Source organism: Rhizobium sp. ERR 1071, assembly GCF_007828675.1.
Lineage (GTDB): Bacteria > Pseudomonadota > Alphaproteobacteria > Rhizobiales > Rhizobiaceae > Rhizobium > Rhizobium dioscoreae.
Map to the genome: position 1 here is coordinate 132,868 of NZ_VITM01000004.1, position 14,403 is coordinate 147,270.

Annotated in this window: 13 protein-coding genes; 8 read left to right on the plus strand and 5 right to left on the minus strand. The window is 59.3% G+C overall.

Features of this window, described 5'->3' with window-relative positions:
* Positions 1–52: 52 nt before the first annotated feature.
* A complete protein-coding gene (locus tag FBZ99_RS15395; protein WP_113329627.1) occupies positions 53–1,012 on the minus strand; it encodes a glycosyltransferase family 2 protein in 960 nt (319 codons plus the stop codon).
* Positions 1,013–1,683: 671 nt separating this feature from the next.
* Between FBZ99_RS15395 and FBZ99_RS15400 the strand changes: the two genes are divergently transcribed.
* The 8 genes from FBZ99_RS15400 (at position 1,684) to FBZ99_RS15435 (ending at position 11,259) form a co-directional block, all read left to right on the plus strand.
* Positions 1,684–2,838 carry an acyltransferase family protein gene (locus FBZ99_RS15400; RefSeq protein ID WP_246661122.1) on the plus strand — a complete coding sequence of 385 codons (1,155 nt, stop codon included), beginning with the start codon at positions 1,684–1,686 and terminating at the stop codon, positions 2,836–2,838.
* A gap of 4 nt (positions 2,839–2,842) precedes the next feature.
* A complete protein-coding gene (locus tag FBZ99_RS15405; protein WP_145633965.1) occupies positions 2,843–3,649 on the plus strand; it encodes a glycoside hydrolase family 16 protein in 807 nt (268 codons plus the stop codon).
* Between the two features lie 106 nt (positions 3,650–3,755).
* Positions 3,756–4,964 carry a glycosyltransferase family 4 protein gene (locus tag FBZ99_RS15410; RefSeq protein WP_145633967.1) on the plus strand — a complete coding sequence of 403 codons (1,209 nt, stop codon included), beginning with the start codon at positions 3,756–3,758 and terminating at the stop codon, positions 4,962–4,964.
* Entirely contained in the window at positions 4,961–5,959 is a 999-nt protein-coding gene (locus tag FBZ99_RS15415) for a glycosyltransferase family 2 protein (RefSeq protein ID WP_112723370.1), read from the plus strand. Before FBZ99_RS15410 ends, FBZ99_RS15415 begins: the two co-directional genes overlap by 4 nt.
* The gene (locus FBZ99_RS15420) at positions 5,956–6,894 is read left to right on the plus strand and encodes a glycosyltransferase (RefSeq protein ID WP_095437072.1); all 939 of its coding nucleotides are present in this window, start codon (positions 5,956–5,958) and stop codon (positions 6,892–6,894) included. The genes FBZ99_RS15415 and FBZ99_RS15420 overlap by 4 nt, the downstream gene beginning before the upstream one ends.
* Positions 6,891–7,916, plus strand: coding sequence for a glycosyltransferase family 2 protein (locus FBZ99_RS15425; RefSeq protein ID WP_113350604.1), 1,026 nt, complete (start codon positions 6,891–6,893; stop codon positions 7,914–7,916). The genes FBZ99_RS15420 and FBZ99_RS15425 overlap by 4 nt, the downstream gene beginning before the upstream one ends.
* A 4-nt stretch (positions 7,917–7,920) precedes the next feature.
* On the plus strand, positions 7,921–8,826 hold the full coding sequence (gene galU, locus FBZ99_RS15430; protein ID WP_069610329.1) for a UTP--glucose-1-phosphate uridylyltransferase GalU: 906 nt from the start codon (positions 7,921–7,923) through the stop codon (positions 8,824–8,826).
* An 84-nt stretch (positions 8,827–8,910) separates the two neighbouring features.
* Complete coding sequence (locus FBZ99_RS15435) at positions 8,911–11,259, plus strand: polysaccharide biosynthesis tyrosine autokinase (RefSeq protein ID WP_113351040.1); 2,349 nt, start codon at positions 8,911–8,913, stop codon at positions 11,257–11,259.
* On the opposite strand, the gene FBZ99_RS15440 is transcribed toward FBZ99_RS15435, so the two are convergent.
* From FBZ99_RS15440 to cobM, 4 genes are all read right to left on the minus strand, one after another.
* The gene (locus FBZ99_RS15440; protein ID WP_113329632.1) at positions 11,256–12,152 is read right to left on the minus strand and encodes a DMT family transporter; all 897 of its coding nucleotides are present in this window, start codon (positions 12,150–12,152) and stop codon (positions 11,256–11,258) included. The genes FBZ99_RS15435 and FBZ99_RS15440 overlap by 4 nt on opposite strands.
* A 130-nt stretch (positions 12,153–12,282) precedes the next feature.
* Positions 12,283–12,843 carry an NADPH-dependent FMN reductase gene (locus FBZ99_RS15445; RefSeq protein ID WP_113389411.1) on the minus strand — a complete coding sequence of 187 codons (561 nt, stop codon included), beginning with the start codon at positions 12,841–12,843 and terminating at the stop codon, positions 12,283–12,285.
* Between the two features lie 269 nt (positions 12,844–13,112).
* On the minus strand, positions 13,113–13,550 hold the full coding sequence (nikR, locus tag FBZ99_RS15450) for a nickel-responsive transcriptional regulator NikR (protein WP_113329634.1): 438 nt from the start codon (positions 13,548–13,550) through the stop codon (positions 13,113–13,115).
* 76 nt (positions 13,551–13,626) lie between these two features.
* Positions 13,627–14,385 carry a precorrin-4 C(11)-methyltransferase gene (gene cobM, locus FBZ99_RS15455; protein ID WP_113329635.1) on the minus strand — a complete coding sequence of 253 codons (759 nt, stop codon included), beginning with the start codon at positions 14,383–14,385 and terminating at the stop codon, positions 13,627–13,629.
* Positions 14,386–14,403 lie beyond the last annotated feature (18 nt).

A 14,403-nucleotide genomic window follows, 5' to 3' on the forward strand; every position in this document is an offset into this window, starting at 1 on the left:
CACGCCGTGGCTCTTCGATGCGGCATGCGCAGCTCATGCTGCGCTGCAAAATCTAGGGCGCGAGTTTGCCGACGGCAAGCTGCATGACGCTTTGTAAAATCGCCGGGTCGCGCAAGGCCCATTTTGCCAGCAGTCCAAATTGCGGCAGACGCCGCTGCCGCACCTGCCGCGCCTGGCTCCAGAGCGCCTGCCGCCGGGCGCGATTTTTATAGAGGCGGATGGACTCGACATCCTGAGGCCGCCGCGAAAATCTCTGTTCCAGCGTGTTGAGCGCCGTCCACGTGTTGAATTGCTGACGCAGGAATTCGGGGGAATCGTTATCGATGCTGTGGAAGATATTCACGCCTTCGCCACGCAGTGCACCGGCATTTTCACATAGCAATACCCGCTTGGCTGCGAGAACGCAGTCGCAGAAGAACAAGACGTCCTCTGCCGCCAGCCGCAATGACGGCTCGAAACGGATCTTTTCGAAGAGCGGCCGCCCGATCACCATGCAGGACATATGCAAAAAGCTCCAATCCTGCAGCATGACGCTGGCAATGTTCGGAATTTCGACGACGGCGGGCCTGTCCGACAATCGTATCGTATCGGCCGACTTTCCGAGTTCGGCGATGCTGAAATGATAATAGAACTCCTTGCCGCCATCGATGGAGTCCCAGTAGCAATCTGCATTGTAATGGGTCAGCGTTCCGAAGGCGTTGCTGAGATGTTCCGGTGCCCATTCGTCATCGGAATCCAGAAAGGCCACGAACCGGCTCTCAGCTGGCACGCTGTTAAGGCCGGTATTCCGGGCCCCGCCGGGACCCGCGTTGGTCTGACGGATCACACGAATGCGTTTTCTTTCTTCATTGCTCAGCGACTGCAGCTCGTCTTCCGCCGGAAGCGGCGATGCATCGTCGACGATGAGGATGTCGAAATCCTGAAATGTCTGCCGGGATATTGATTTCAACGCGCGCAGCAGAACGCCGGTTTGCTTCTGATAGAACGGAATAACAATTGTGATAGACGCCATTTTCCCGCCTTTACGGTTTTGATTCAGGGGCTTGCGGTCTCATCCCCGAGGGCATGATCATTGGCTTTCCAACGGCATCCGCGGCAATTTTCCGGCCGATTGACCCATAACGGAGGTCGTTGTGACGCCAACAGGTAGCGTCCAATCGGTGTCGAGCAATGTTGAGAAACGAGATTTTCTGAAACTTTATCCCAGCGCGACGGCATCCAGACCATCCCGCCGTGGGATCCCAGACCATCTCGCGAGGGATCATTGTGACACATTGCGCGCCATGATCTTACATTTATGCACCCATGAGGGGAGCGACGTAAGCCGCTTTTCTCACATGGATTGAAATGCTGTCGCATTTTGGTCATGGTTCGCCTACCAAACTCTGCTGCGCTGCAAAAAATCTTCACCTTCCAGTAAAAAAACAAGACGGGTCGAACTCTTCCTCGGAAGCCGGCATCGAAAGTTCGCGCGGGCGTCTAAGTGCCTTTCGCAGCAGAGCTTTTCTCCAATTCAAATCGATTATTCCATGCTCAAAGGCATGCAGACCGGTGTTTTCAGCACTGGTCCGCATATGATTTTTTACTCATTTTTGCTGCGGTGCCATATTCCCTTTCCAAAGAGCGCCCTAGGTTAAGTCTGCGAGCTCTGCTGTGCTCTGTTTGAAATGGCTGCAAGGGGGGATGCAGCACGAAGAAGGGGTGACAGACATCGTGAATGTGACTGCCAACGTATCTTCGCGGATAAACCTCATGCGTATCGTGCTCATCTCGGGCATAATCTTTGTTCATATACCGTTCGATCCGCATAGCAGCCCATTCAACGGCGCCTATGGCTTTTTCGATTGGCTGCGAGTGTTCCTGCGTGACAGCTTGTTCCGTGTAGGTGTTCCCTGCCTGAGCGTAATCTCCGGATACTTGCTGTTTCGAAATGGAAAGGCACCGCAGAGCTATACAGAGACCATTAGCCGGAAGACAAAGACAATTATTCTGCCGTTCCTGTTGTGGAATAGCGCGTTCTTCCTCTTCGTACTTCTTCTTCAGTATTATGGTATCGGAGATGGATACCTGCCGGATCTGTCGGAGGCTAATCCGTACACGATATCGAATCTCCTGCTCGCTATCGATGGCGAACCGATAAATCTGCCGCTCTATTTCCTGCGCGATCTTTTTGTTTGCATTTTGCTGTCGCCGGTGCTGGCTTTTCTTATTCGTCGTGCTCCGTTACCGACGTTGATCTTTCTGCTCTTGCTGGCGGCATGGCCAATATCTATCGGGATAGTGTTGCGGAACTCGATCCTCTTCAGTTTCAGCTTTGGAATCTACCTGAGCCTCCATCGTATCGACGTGACGCTCATAGATCGCTATGCCGCCCTGATCGCGCCCGCCTTCATTGCGCTTGCCGCGCTTCTGGCCACGGCTGCCTATATGACAGGGCCTGGATTGCCGTTGTGGCTCGAGGTTTGTCGCAATCTGATGGTGTTGGTGGGCATTCCCGGGTTCTGGGCAGTATCGGCAATCTTCATCCGCAGCCGGATCGGGATGGGTCTGGCGGGAACGGGCAGCCTCAGCTTCTGGATTTTTTGCGCCCATTATCCGTTGCTCTTCTGTCTATGGGTTCTTTGGAACCGCGGCGGCAGCGAACTCTATCCGATTTTCTATCTTTTGGCGGCAGCGCTTGCCTTACTGCTGCTGCCCTTGACCAACGGCATGGCGCGCTACGCCCTGCCAAGCTTCCACAACCTGCTGACTGGCAGCCGGGTACGCCCGCAAACCGGAATCCGTGCTGTCCAGAACCGCGCCGCCGAAGGTCGGCAAGTGCGTTCGAAGCAAAGGTGATGCCATGACGACATCGAAAAGAAGTTACATGCAAAGACTTGGTCTTGTCTCAATCGCTCTCCTGAGCGCGTGCTTCCTGCCACAGGCCGTGTCTGCCCAGGATGATCAGGCAACCGGCCAGTCATTCGTCGACAATTTCGAACGTTTGGATACCAGCCGCTGGTATATTTCCGATGGCTGGAACAATGGAGCTTATCAGAATTGCACCTGGTCGCGGAAACAGGTGAACGTCAAGGATGGGACGCTGCAACTGCAGTTCACCCAGTCCAAGACTGGCGATCGCAATTATGCTTGTGGCGAAATCCAGACGATGAAACGCTATGGATACGGCACCTACGAGGCGCGTTATCGCACAGCCAAGGGGCCTGGCCTCAACTCAGCCTTCTTCACCTATATCGGTCCCACCGACAAGAAGCCGCATGACGAGATCGATTTCGAAGTGCTCGGGAAGAATCCCGGCCAAGTTCAGGTCAACCAATATATTTCCGCCAAGGGCGGCAACGAAAAGCTGGTGCCGGTTGCAGGTGGCGCCGACCAGGACTTCAACGATTATGCCTTCGTCTGGGAAAAGGATCGTCTGCGCTACTACGTGAACGGCAAGCTCGTTCAGGAAGTCACCGATCCTTCGAAGATACCGACGAACGCGCAGAAGATCTTCTTCAGTCTCTGGGGCACCGATACGCTCAGCGGCTGGATGGGCAAGTTCGCCTATAGCGGCGAGCCGGCAACCATGGAGATCAAGCGCGTCGCCTTCACTGCGCCGGGAGAGAAGTGCCTGTTCCCGGAATCGATCACCTGCAAGCTCGATTGAACATGGCCGGCCGCGTGGCATCTCGCGCGGTCGGTTGCAATGCCACCATGCAACACCAACCACACAAGGCGCCCGGTCGTGGCCGGGCGCAAAAGCGGAAATTTTGATGCTGCATATACTGTATTTCGTCCATGATCTTGCCGACCCGGCTGTGCGCAGGCGGGTGCTGATGCTGCAGGCCGGCGGGGCACTCGTGACGCTCGCGGGGTTCCGGCGCGATGACAATGCGCTGGCTGCCATCCAGGGTGTCGAGCCGATCGAGCTCGGCAAGACGCGGGACGCCCAGTTTGCGCAGCGCATCGCGGCGGTGGCCAAATCGGCGGCGAAACTGCGTGGTGCGCTGCGCTCGGTCGCAAGGCCGGACATCATCATCGGCCGCAATCTCGAAATGCTGGCGCTGGCCCATCGCGCCAAGTCCATTTTTGGCGGCGATATGCCTGTTGTCTATGAATGCCTCGATATCCACCGGCTATTGCTGCGCGACGATGTCGTGGGCAGCGCGCTTCGCAGTGCGGAACGCCATTTCGGTTCGCAGGCGGCATTGCTGGTGACCAGTTCGCCAGCCTTCATCGAACGTTATTTCCGCCCGCGCTCCGGGCTGCATGTGCCGGTCATGCTGCTCGAAAACAAGGTGCTGGCGCTTGAACCTGCGGCGCGCGCCATCGCATCGACAGCAAGACCGCCGGCTGCGGGCAAGCCCTGGAAGATAGGCTGGTTCGGCGCTCTTCGCTGCCGCAAGTCCTTGGCCTTGCTCGATCAATTCTCGCGGCGGATGGAGGGCCGTTTCGAGATCGTCCTGCGGGGTCGCCCGGCCTACTCCGAGTTCGAGGACTTCGATCGCACCGTCCGCGATGCACCCTTCATGCATTTTGCCGGCGCCTACAAGAATCCCGAGGATCTTTCGGCGATCTATGGCGAAGTCCAATTCTCCTGGGCGATCGATTTTTTCGAAGAAGGCTTGAACTCCAACTGGCTGCTGCCGAACCGCCTCTATGAAGGCGGTCTTTATGGCGCTGTGCCGATTGCGATCAAGGATACGGAGACGGCAAGATTTCTTGCCAGCCGAAAGATCGGGCTTACGCTCGACCAGGCTGATGCCGAACATCTGACGGCGCTTTTGGGTGAGATGGACATGAGGCGTTATCTCGACGCCTTCGAGGCGGTGGCTTCCCAGGATCGCAAGCAATGGATGATGGATCGCGCCGACTGTCAGGGGCTGGTGCAGCGGCTGGCGTCGCTGACGCACGCCAATGAGCAGATTGCCGAAGTACAGGCCCTCCCACAACTGCATCGCAATAGAGGTGGATTGCAATGACGACTGAAAGCTCTGGGGACATGCGCTGCATAATCGTTATTCCTTGCCTCAACGAGGAAAAGCATATCGAGCCGCTGATCGCCAAACTCGGGCAGGCTCTGGACGAACTCGACGCCAGGATCGTAGTGGCTGATGGCGGCAGCACCGATCGCACGCGCGAGATCGTCCGGGATATAGCTGTAAGAGATCCCCGCGTTCTGTTGCTCGACAATCCGAAGCGGCTGCAGAGCGCAGCGATCAATCTCGCCATCGAGACGTTCGGCGACGATCATGAGTATTTCATCCGCATTGACGCCCATGGCGATTATCCCGACGATTACTGCCAGACGCTGGTGCAAGAGGCCGGTGCGACGGGCGCGGATTCCGTCGTCGTTGCTATGCGCACCATGGGTTTCAGCGCCTTCCAGAAGGCAACGGCCGTCGCGCAGAACTCCAAGCTCGGCAATGGCGGCTCCAAACATCGCGAAGGAGCCAAGGGCCATTGGGCGGAGCATGGGCATCATGCGCTGATGCGCGTTGCCGCCTTCCGTGCCGTCGGCGGCTACGACGAAACCTTCAGCCATAATGAGGATGCCGAGCTGGATTATCGGCTGAACAAGGCGGGGTATCGGATCTGGCTGACGGACAAGACTGCCATGACCTACTATCCGCGCTCCAGCGTCCCGACGCTCTTCAAGCAATATCTCGGTTATGGCCGTGGCCGCGCGCGCAATATTCTCAAGCATCGCAGCATGCCGAGCCTGCGCCAGATGCTGCCGCTTGCGGTCGTGCCGATTTTCATCGGTGCCTTCCTGGCGGTCCTTAACTGGATTGCGGTTATTCCGGTTGGTCTGTGGGCTGTGGCCTGCATCGCCTACGGTTTCTGGATCGCTCTCGGCCAGAAGAACCCCTACGGCCCCCTGGCCGCAATTTCCGCCATGGTCATGCATTTCGCTTGGTCCATGGGCTTCTGGATGGAAGTTTTCAGCTTTCGCAATCGCAGGGTCGCGTCATGACACAAGTCCATCGACGCCCCATTAAGATCGACATAGCGGTCTGCACCTATCGGCGGGCAGAGCTCGATCAGACGCTGCTGTCGCTTGCCGTGCTCAACGTCCCCACAGGTGCGGTCATCCGGATCATCGTCGCCGACAATGATGTGACGCCGAGCGCGCGGGGCCGTGTCGACGCCATGCGTTCGGCCGTACCCTTCGAGATCGTCTATGTCCATTGCCCGGCATCGAACATCTCGATTGCCCGCAATGCCTGCCTCGATCATGCAAGCGGCGATTTCCTTGCCTTCATCGATGATGACGAGACTGCTTCGGAAGACTGGCTGACGGAAATGCTCATCATGGCCGACACGACCGGCGCCGACGCCGTTCTCGGCCCCGTGCAGGCGGTTTACGCGAATGTCGCTCCGGCATGGATGCAGCAGGGCGATTTCCATTCGACTCTGCCGGTCTGGGTCGCGGGAGAAATCCTGACCGGCTACACCTGCAATGTATTGCTGCGCCGCGGCGCGCCTTCGCTTGCCGGGCGGCGTTTCAATATCGCCCTCGGGCGCAGCGGCGGCGAAGATACCGAGTTCTTCACCCATATGCACAAGGCGGGCGGCAGGATCGCCTATGCCGCGGATGCGCTGGTCTACGAACCCGTTCCCAACGGTCGGGCAACCGTCTCTTGGCTCTCGAAGCGCCGGTATCGCATGGGACAGACGCATGGTCGCATGCTGCTGGAAGCCAGGGGTGGCTTCGGGCGCTGGCGCGCGATCGCGCTTGCAGGCACGAAATCTGCCTATTGCTTTGTTGCCGCGGCGTTGCTCTCGGCATCGCCCATCAAGCGCCATCGCTATGGCCTGCGCGGCATCATGCATGCCGGCGTCGTCAGCGGCCTCTTCGGAGTTCGCGAAATAGAACAATACGGAAATCTGGAGAAGGCACCGCAATGACGGATTTCATCCCCGATGTCAGCTTCGTCATTGCTGCCTATAATGCCGAGGAAACGCTCGAGCGCGCCATTGACAGCGCGCTGGCGCAAGGTGCCGTCAGCATGGAAGTCATCGTCGTCGACGATTGCTCGACGGACGGCACGCGCGAGATCGCCAGCAACCATCCCGATCCGCGCGTACGACTCGTCGCCATGGCCCGCAATGGTGGCCCGGGCGCTGCCCGCAATGCCGGGCTCGATGCGGCCCGGGGTCGCTGGGTGGCCGTGCTCGATTCTGATGATGCCCTGCGTCCGGACCGCATGGCCCGCCTGATCGCCAGGGCGGAAAAGGCCGAGGCGCAGATCGCGGTCGACAATCTCGACGTCATCCGCGAGGACGTGGGCACGATGCTGCCGATGTTCCCCGAGGCGATGCTGGCACGCATGCCGACGCTGACGCTGGCAAAGTTCATCGCCTCCAACATGATTTTCCAGTCCGAGCACAATTTCGGCTATATGAAGCCGGTCTTCGAGCGAGCCTTCGTCGAGAAGCATCGCCTGCGCTTCGATGAAACCCTGCGGATTGGCGAGGATTACATTTTCCTGGCTTCCGCGCTCGCTCGTGGCGGCCTCTGCGTCGTCGAGCCGACCGTAGGCTACTTGTATTACATTCGCGATGGATCGATCTCGCGTGTTCTCAGGCAAGACCATGTCGAAGCCATGCTTGCCGCAGATACCAGATTCTTCGCCGAACATCCCTTCGGGGCTGCTGCCCTTGCCGCACAGCGGCGACGCACGCGCAATCTGAAGGACGTCATCGCGTTCCTGAAGCTGGTCGACAGCATCAAGGAACGTGAATTGCAGGCGATGCTCAAGATCGCATGCCTCAACCCGCGGGCGGTGCGCCATCTCAGCATGCCGATCTTTGCGCGTTTTCGTCGGTTGGCCGCATCTCTGCGGAGCGGTCGCCAGCCGTCGCCTACCTCCCAACTTTCCTCCCCCCTGCCCAACATGGGCGCAGGCCCTCACTCTAACAAAGGATAGAGCCATGGACCCCAAACGTCGTGTGAGAAAAGCAGTCATCCCGGTTGCCGGCAATGGAACGCGCTTCCTGCCCGCCACCAAGGCGATGCCAAAGGAGATGCTGACGATCGTCGATCGTCCGGTCGTGCAATATGCCGTCGATGAAGCCATCGAAGCCGGCATCGAGCACATCGTCTTCGTCACCAGCCGCAACAAGTCGGCGATCGAAGACCATTTCGACGACACGCCGGAGCTGATTTCTTCGCTGCAAAGGGCAGGCAAGAGCCACCAGGTCAGCGAGCTGGAACGCCTCCTGCCGCGGCCGGGCGCTGTCAGCTTCACCCGCCAGCAGGCTCCGCTCGGCCTCGGCCACGCTGTCTGGTGTGCCCGCGATCTGATCGGCAACGAGCCATTCGCGCTGCTTCTGCCTGACATGCTCTGCTACGGCATTCGCGGCTGCATGGCCGGCTTGATGGACCTCTATAATGAGACCGGCGGCAACATCGTCGCTGTCGAGGAATGCGCTCCGGAAGAAACCTCGAAATACGGCATTATCGGCAAGGGCGAGTCCGTGCGCCATGGCTTCGCCGTGACCAAAATGGTCGAGAAGCCGCATCCGTCCGAGGCGCCTTCAAACTTTTACCTCAATGGCCGTTATATTCTGCAGCCCGAGATTTTCGACATTCTGGCCCGTCAGGAGCGCGGCGCCGGCAATGAGATCCAGCTGACCGACGGCATGCTGCGCCTTTCCGAGACGCAGACCTTCCATGCCCAGGTCTATAACGGACGCACGTTCGACTGCGGGTCCAAGCACGGCTTCATCGAAGCGAACGTCGCCTTCGCGCTCGCTCGCTCCGATATCGGCAGCTTGGTCTATGACTCGATCCGCAACATGGTCGTCTCGCACGAAGCGCAGATGACCGCCGCTTAAGCCTGTTCACATTGTGGCCTGCGGCCGGTAAGGCCGCGGGCCATGGCTATTGTTCATTCGGGCTTCTCCGACAAGGTGGTCGCCATGCATCAGAAGAACTTCACTTTCCACAGCGCTCTTCCGCAAGCGGAGTCGCAGGATAGCTTTATCGATCTCGACCGGCTGATGGCCGTCGTGGTCCGGCGCATCCGCACCATCATTTTCGCCGTGGCCGCCTTTGTCATCCTGGCCGTCGTCTATCTGTTGACGGCCACCTCGAGCTATACGTCGATGACGCAGATATTGCTCGACGAAACCATGACGAAATATGCCGAGGATCAGCCGCCGGCGGCAAGCAGCCAGCAGGCGGACATGGAGATCGCCAGTGCGGTCGAAATCCTCAAATCGAACGAGATGGCGTTGCGTGTCGTCGACACGGCGGGCCTCGCGGACAACAATACCTTGCTCAATCCGCCCGTATCTCCGGCGGCCTTGCTCAAATCCGGCGTTAGCCTGATCGTCAGCGTCTTCACACCTGGCCGCCCACCTATGACGCCCGAGGAACAGCGGGAAGCCCAGCGCCAGAAGGTTGCTGCCGTTCTGCAGGATAATCTGAAGGTCGAGCGCGTCACGCGAAGCTCGGTCGTAGCCGTCTCCTTCAGTTCGACGGACAAGCGTCTCGCCGCCAAGGTTACGAGCGCTTATGCCGACGCTTATCTGACCGACCAGCTGAACGCCAATTTCGACGCAACCGAACGCGCTTCCGTCTGGTTACAGGAACGCTTGAACGACTTGCGCCAGCGCGCTCAGGAGGCTTCGCTGGAAGTCGAGAAATACAAGGCGGACAATGGCCTGACGTCAACCGGCGGCGAACTGATGTCGGAACAGCAGATTTCCGACCTCAACAAGCAGCTGATCATCGCCCAGGCCGACACGGCCAGCGCCGCCGCCCGCTACAATCAGTATAAGTCGATCATTGACCAAGGCCCTGATAACGCCGTCAAGAACGCGACCATCTCGTCGAGCTCGACCGACAATTCGGTGCTGCAGGATCTAAAGACGCGCTATCTCGCCGTCGAAAAGCGCGAACAGGATGTCACGCAGAATTTCGGCGCCGATCATCCGCAGGCCGTGGCGCTCAAGGCCGAGCGGCAGGACATCACCCGGCAGATCTATCAGGTCCTTCAGCAGCTCACCGCCAGCTACAAGAACGAGTATGATGTCGCTCAGTCGCGGGCGGAATCGCTGCGCGAAAGCATCGACAAGGTCGTCGGCAAGAATTCCGAGGCCAACAAGTCGCTGGTTCACCTGAATGAGTTGAACCAGAAGGCATCGGCGCTGAAGACGCTTTACGAGTCCTATCTCGGCCGCTTCGAACAGGCGACCCAGCAGCGCTCGTTCCCCATCGCCAAGGCTCGCGTCATTTCGGTGGCCGGCGTGCCCACTGCGCCGTCCAGCCCGAAGAAGACGCTCGTCATGGCGCTCTCGGTCATCCTCGGTCTGATGGTCGGCTGCGGTGTAGCTGCATTCCAGGAGTTCCGCGACCGTTACTTCCGCGTCGAGGCCGACGTGCGGGCTGCTCTCGGTTTGAAATTCCTGGGCTATCTGCCGCTGCTCGGTCAGCAGAGCAAGAGCAAGAGCAAGAAGAAGTCGCGCAGGGCCGATGCCGGAGCGGAGCCGATAACGGCGGAAGAGGGAGAAAACGGCGTCGCCTTCGAGCGCATAATGCGCATCTCCGTCGAAGCGCCGCGCTCGATCTTCGCCGAGACCTTGAGGAATGCGAAACTCGCCAGCGACGTGATGCTGCAAGGCCGTGCCGACCGTGTCATCGGCGTCGTCTCGGCACTGCCGGGCGAAGGCAAGTCAACGACGGCTGCCAATTTTGCCGCCCTGCTTGCGAGCAGCGGTAAGCGCACGCTTCTCATCGACGCCGACTTGCGCAATCCGGGCCTCAGCCGCACGCTGAAGACGCCGCCGCAGGCGGGCCTGATCGAGGCTGTGCTTGGCGAGGTGCCCTGGACGAATGCCGTGAAGGTCGACCCGCGCACCAAGCTTGCCATTCTTCCGGTCGCCGTGCGTGATCATCTGCTGCACACCAGCGAGCTTCTGTCCTCGCAGGGCATGCAGCATCTGATGGAAAATGCCCGCAAGATGTTCGACTACATCATCGTCGATCTTGCGCCGCTTGGTCCCGTCATCGACGCAAAGGCCTTCGCGCCGCAGGTCGATGCCTTCCTGCTGGTGACCGAATGGGGCGCAACGCCGACCAATCTGGTGCGTGATGTTCTCGAGCAGGAGCCGCAGATCAACTCGCGCATCCTCGGTGTGATCCTCAACAAGACCGACATGTCGGAACTGCCGCGCTACAGCGATTTCGGCGGAACGGAGCGCTACCGGCAGAAATATGTGAGCTACTATACCGAGGTGCAGCCGCGCGCCCAGGTGGATGCTTAGCCCGCCGGTCTCTTGCCGGTCTTGAGCCGGGTTCTCGCCAGGGCATGTTCGCGCCAGATCGTGAATATGCCCGCCGCGACAACGATAAGCGCGCCTAAGATCATGGGCGCGCTCAACTTTTCGCCGAATATCATGACACCGATAATGGCGGAAAAGACGAGCTGCAGATAGGTCAGCGGCTGGATCACCACCGCGTCCAGCATATCGTAGGCTCGGATGAGGAAATAATGGCTTGAAACGCCGGTCAGGCAAAGAATGCCCATGAAGATCCAGTCATGGGGCGCAAGCGGTGTCCAGAAGAACGGCCCGATGCAGGTCATGGCGATCGCGCCCACCACACCCGTATAGAAAAAGCTGGTCATGGCGCCGTCTTCGCGGCTGACATAGCGTGTCAGGACGACGTAAAGCGAAAATAGCAATGCGCCGAAGAGCGGCACCAGGAAGCGCGCATCGAAGACGCCGCTTTCCGGCTTCAGGATCAACAGCACGCCGAAGAAACCGAAACAGATCGCCAGCCATCGCCGCCAGCCGACCTTCTCGCCGAGGATGGGGATCGACAGCAAGGCCACCATCAGCGGACCGGATGAAAAGATCGCCTGAGAATGGGCAAGGCCGACGACGACGAAGGACGAGATGGCGACGACGATCTGCGCGGCGAGCAGCAAGCCCCGGGCAATCTGTAGGACAGGGCGTTTGGTCCTGACGTTGCGCCGCAAGCCGCCAGGCGCGCGCGAAGCCATTGCGATGGCGAAAAGCATGAAAGCCCAATAGCGGATCATCGCCACCAGAAGCGGCGGGTAGGCGCTGACAAGGTGCTTGGAGATGCCGTCCTGTATGGCGAATATGCTGATTGCCAACAGCGTGAAGACGTAACCGGTACTATTGGATTTCATGGCTTTCGAAGGAAGAAGATGTGCGGGGCCCCGGAGGCGCCGGGACCCGGCACCACATTCACATTAGGTCATTCATCGGTTCAATCATAGGCTCCATGTTTGCGGTCCGGTCCATCCGCAGAGCCACGCATCAGTCCTTTTTGCGATCCGCGACGAAGGCCGTGAAGCCATCGATGAAAGCCGCAAGATTGTGCTTCACTTTCTCGTCGACGATTGCGCCATCGGCATCAAAGACACTGCCGGCACGTGACACCATGAGCCGACCGCCGAACCAGGCTTCGGCGCCGAGCGTGCGCAACACCGTCAACCAGGCGTTCTGGCTGAGGATGGTACCGAAATTGCCCGGCGAAGCTCCGAGGACGGCGATCGGCTTTCCGCCGAAAACCTGAGCGATGTCTGTGGAGGGCCGGCTCATCCAGTCGATTGCGTTCTTGAAAACGCCCGGAAGCGAATTGTTGTATTCCGGCGTAAACAGGATCAGCCCATCGGCTGAAATGGCGAGGTCCTTGAGTTCCTGTACTTTTTCCGGAATGCCATCCGCAGCCTCGAGATCGGCATCGTAAAGCGGCACGCCATGGATGGTGCGGGCGATCAGCTCGACGCCGTTTGGTGCCAATTCGACGGCCGCGTGCAGCAGGGCCGTGTTGAAGGAGCCTTTACGCAGGCTGCCCGATATGCCGAGTATCTTCATCGCTTCCCCCATTTGCCGTGATGGGAAGACATTTATGTTTCGCCGTCCTTCGTCAAGGCCTGACGGAATCTTATGTGGTGAGCAATAACTTCGGTTTGACCGTGCTTACCGCCCGGAAGGCATGACCCGGATCGGCGCTGAAGCCGATGCTGGCCGCCGCCGGCATCACTGGCCCTGTTGAAGCCGCCTGGTTTTGGTTGCCGCTCTCAAGGAGTATAGCCTAAGTCATCAGCTCTAACTGGGTAGTCCGCGGGCAACTTGCCGTCCACTCAGTCATGCGAATGGGGTTCGGGGTGGTCTGCGCCGTTGTCGGATGGAATGATGTGCAAGTTCCCGAAGCGTACGCCGCGTTGCGTCACGACGCTGTCGGCAAAGGTCTTTATCTCGTCCACCTTACCCTTCAGCACGGAGACTTCGAGGCAATCTTGCCCATCGATATGAACATGAAGCGTCGAGACTGAAAGATCGTGGTGATCGTGTTGCGCCGTCGTCAGCCGGCGCGACAGGTCGCGGGTCTCGTGTTCATAGACGTAGGCAAGGGCCGCGTAGCATCGCGCTTCGCCATCTATGGTCGGCTGCGCGCGGGTCACGGCATCGCGCACGAGATCGCGCAAGGTTTCCGAGCGGCTGGCATAGCCGCGCTGCGCGCTGATCTTATCGATCGTCTCCAAAAGATCGTCGTCGATGGTGATGGTTATGCGTTGCATATCCTGATCCTCGTTCCACGCAGCGGTTGACATCGACTAGAGGAAATTTCGAAGCGATTTGCAACGGTATCAGGCGTTATTGGCGGCCACGGAAACGACGCTGATAGGTGGGATCGTAGAGCGAGCTTTCGCGGAAATCACTAGCGGCGAGCGACGGGCCGACGAAGATCAATGCGGTGCGCTCGATCGGCTCCGCCGCTACCTTTGCCTCAATCGTGGCAAGCGTGCCCCGGATAATCCGCTCATCGGGCCAGGATGCCTTGACGACGATCGCAACCGGGCAGTCCGCGCCATAAAGCGGCGTCAGATCCTCGACGACTTCCTTGAGTGCATGGATGGCCAGATGGATCGCGAGCGTCGCGCCGGTCGCGCCGAATTTCGCTAGCGTCTCATTGTTCGGCATCGGCGAGGCCCGACCGGAAACGCGGGTCAGAACTAGGCTTTGGGCGAGGGCTGGTATGGTCAGTTCGCGGCCGAGCGCCGAAGCTGCGGCTGCGAAAGCGGGAACGCCTGGGGTCAGCGTATAGTCGATGCCATGCTGCTCCAGCCGGCGGATCTGTTCGGCAACCGCGCTCCAGACCGAGAGATCGCCCGAATGCAGGCGCGCGACATCCTCGCCCGCTGCATTGGCTTTCAGGTATTCGGCCTCTATCTCGTCAAGCGACATCGGCGCCGTATCGATGATGCGGGCGCCGGGTGGGCAATATTGCAGCAGTTCCGGCGAGACAATCGAGCCGGCATAGAGGCAGACCGGGCATTTGCCGATCAGGTCGCGGCCGCGCACCGTGATCAGGTCGGCGGCGCCTGGGCCTGCGCCAATGAAATGCACTGTCATCACTCTACCTCATTCTCA

Coding starts and splice junctions, on each gene's coding strand:
- FBZ99_RS15395 (WP_113329627.1), bottom strand. CDS start 1,012: ATGGCGTCTATCACAATTGTTATTCCGTTCTATCAGAAGCAAACCGGC.
- FBZ99_RS15400 (WP_246661122.1), top strand. CDS start 1,684: ATGCAGCACGAAGAAGGGGTGACAGACATCGTGAATGTGACTGCCAAC.
- FBZ99_RS15405 (WP_145633965.1), top strand. CDS start 2,843: ATGACGACATCGAAAAGAAGTTACATGCAAAGACTTGGTCTTGTCTCA.
- FBZ99_RS15410 (WP_145633967.1), top strand. CDS start 3,756: ATGCTGCATATACTGTATTTCGTCCATGATCTTGCCGACCCGGCTGTG.
- FBZ99_RS15415 (WP_112723370.1), top strand. CDS start 4,961: ATGACGACTGAAAGCTCTGGGGACATGCGCTGCATAATCGTTATTCCT.
- FBZ99_RS15420 (WP_095437072.1), top strand. CDS start 5,956: ATGACACAAGTCCATCGACGCCCCATTAAGATCGACATAGCGGTCTGC.
- FBZ99_RS15425 (WP_113350604.1), top strand. CDS start 6,891: ATGACGGATTTCATCCCCGATGTCAGCTTCGTCATTGCTGCCTATAAT.
- galU (WP_069610329.1), top strand. CDS start 7,921: ATGGACCCCAAACGTCGTGTGAGAAAAGCAGTCATCCCGGTTGCCGGC.
- FBZ99_RS15435 (WP_113351040.1), top strand. CDS start 8,911: ATGCATCAGAAGAACTTCACTTTCCACAGCGCTCTTCCGCAAGCGGAG.
- FBZ99_RS15440 (WP_113329632.1), bottom strand. CDS start 12,152: ATGAAATCCAATAGTACCGGTTACGTCTTCACGCTGTTGGCAATCAGC.
- FBZ99_RS15445 (WP_113389411.1), bottom strand. CDS start 12,843: ATGAAGATACTCGGCATATCGGGCAGCCTGCGTAAAGGCTCCTTCAAC.
- nikR (WP_113329634.1), bottom strand. CDS start 13,550: ATGCAACGCATAACCATCACCATCGACGACGATCTTTTGGAGACGATC.
- cobM (WP_113329635.1), bottom strand. CDS start 14,385: ATGACAGTGCATTTCATTGGCGCAGGCCCAGGCGCCGCCGACCTGATC.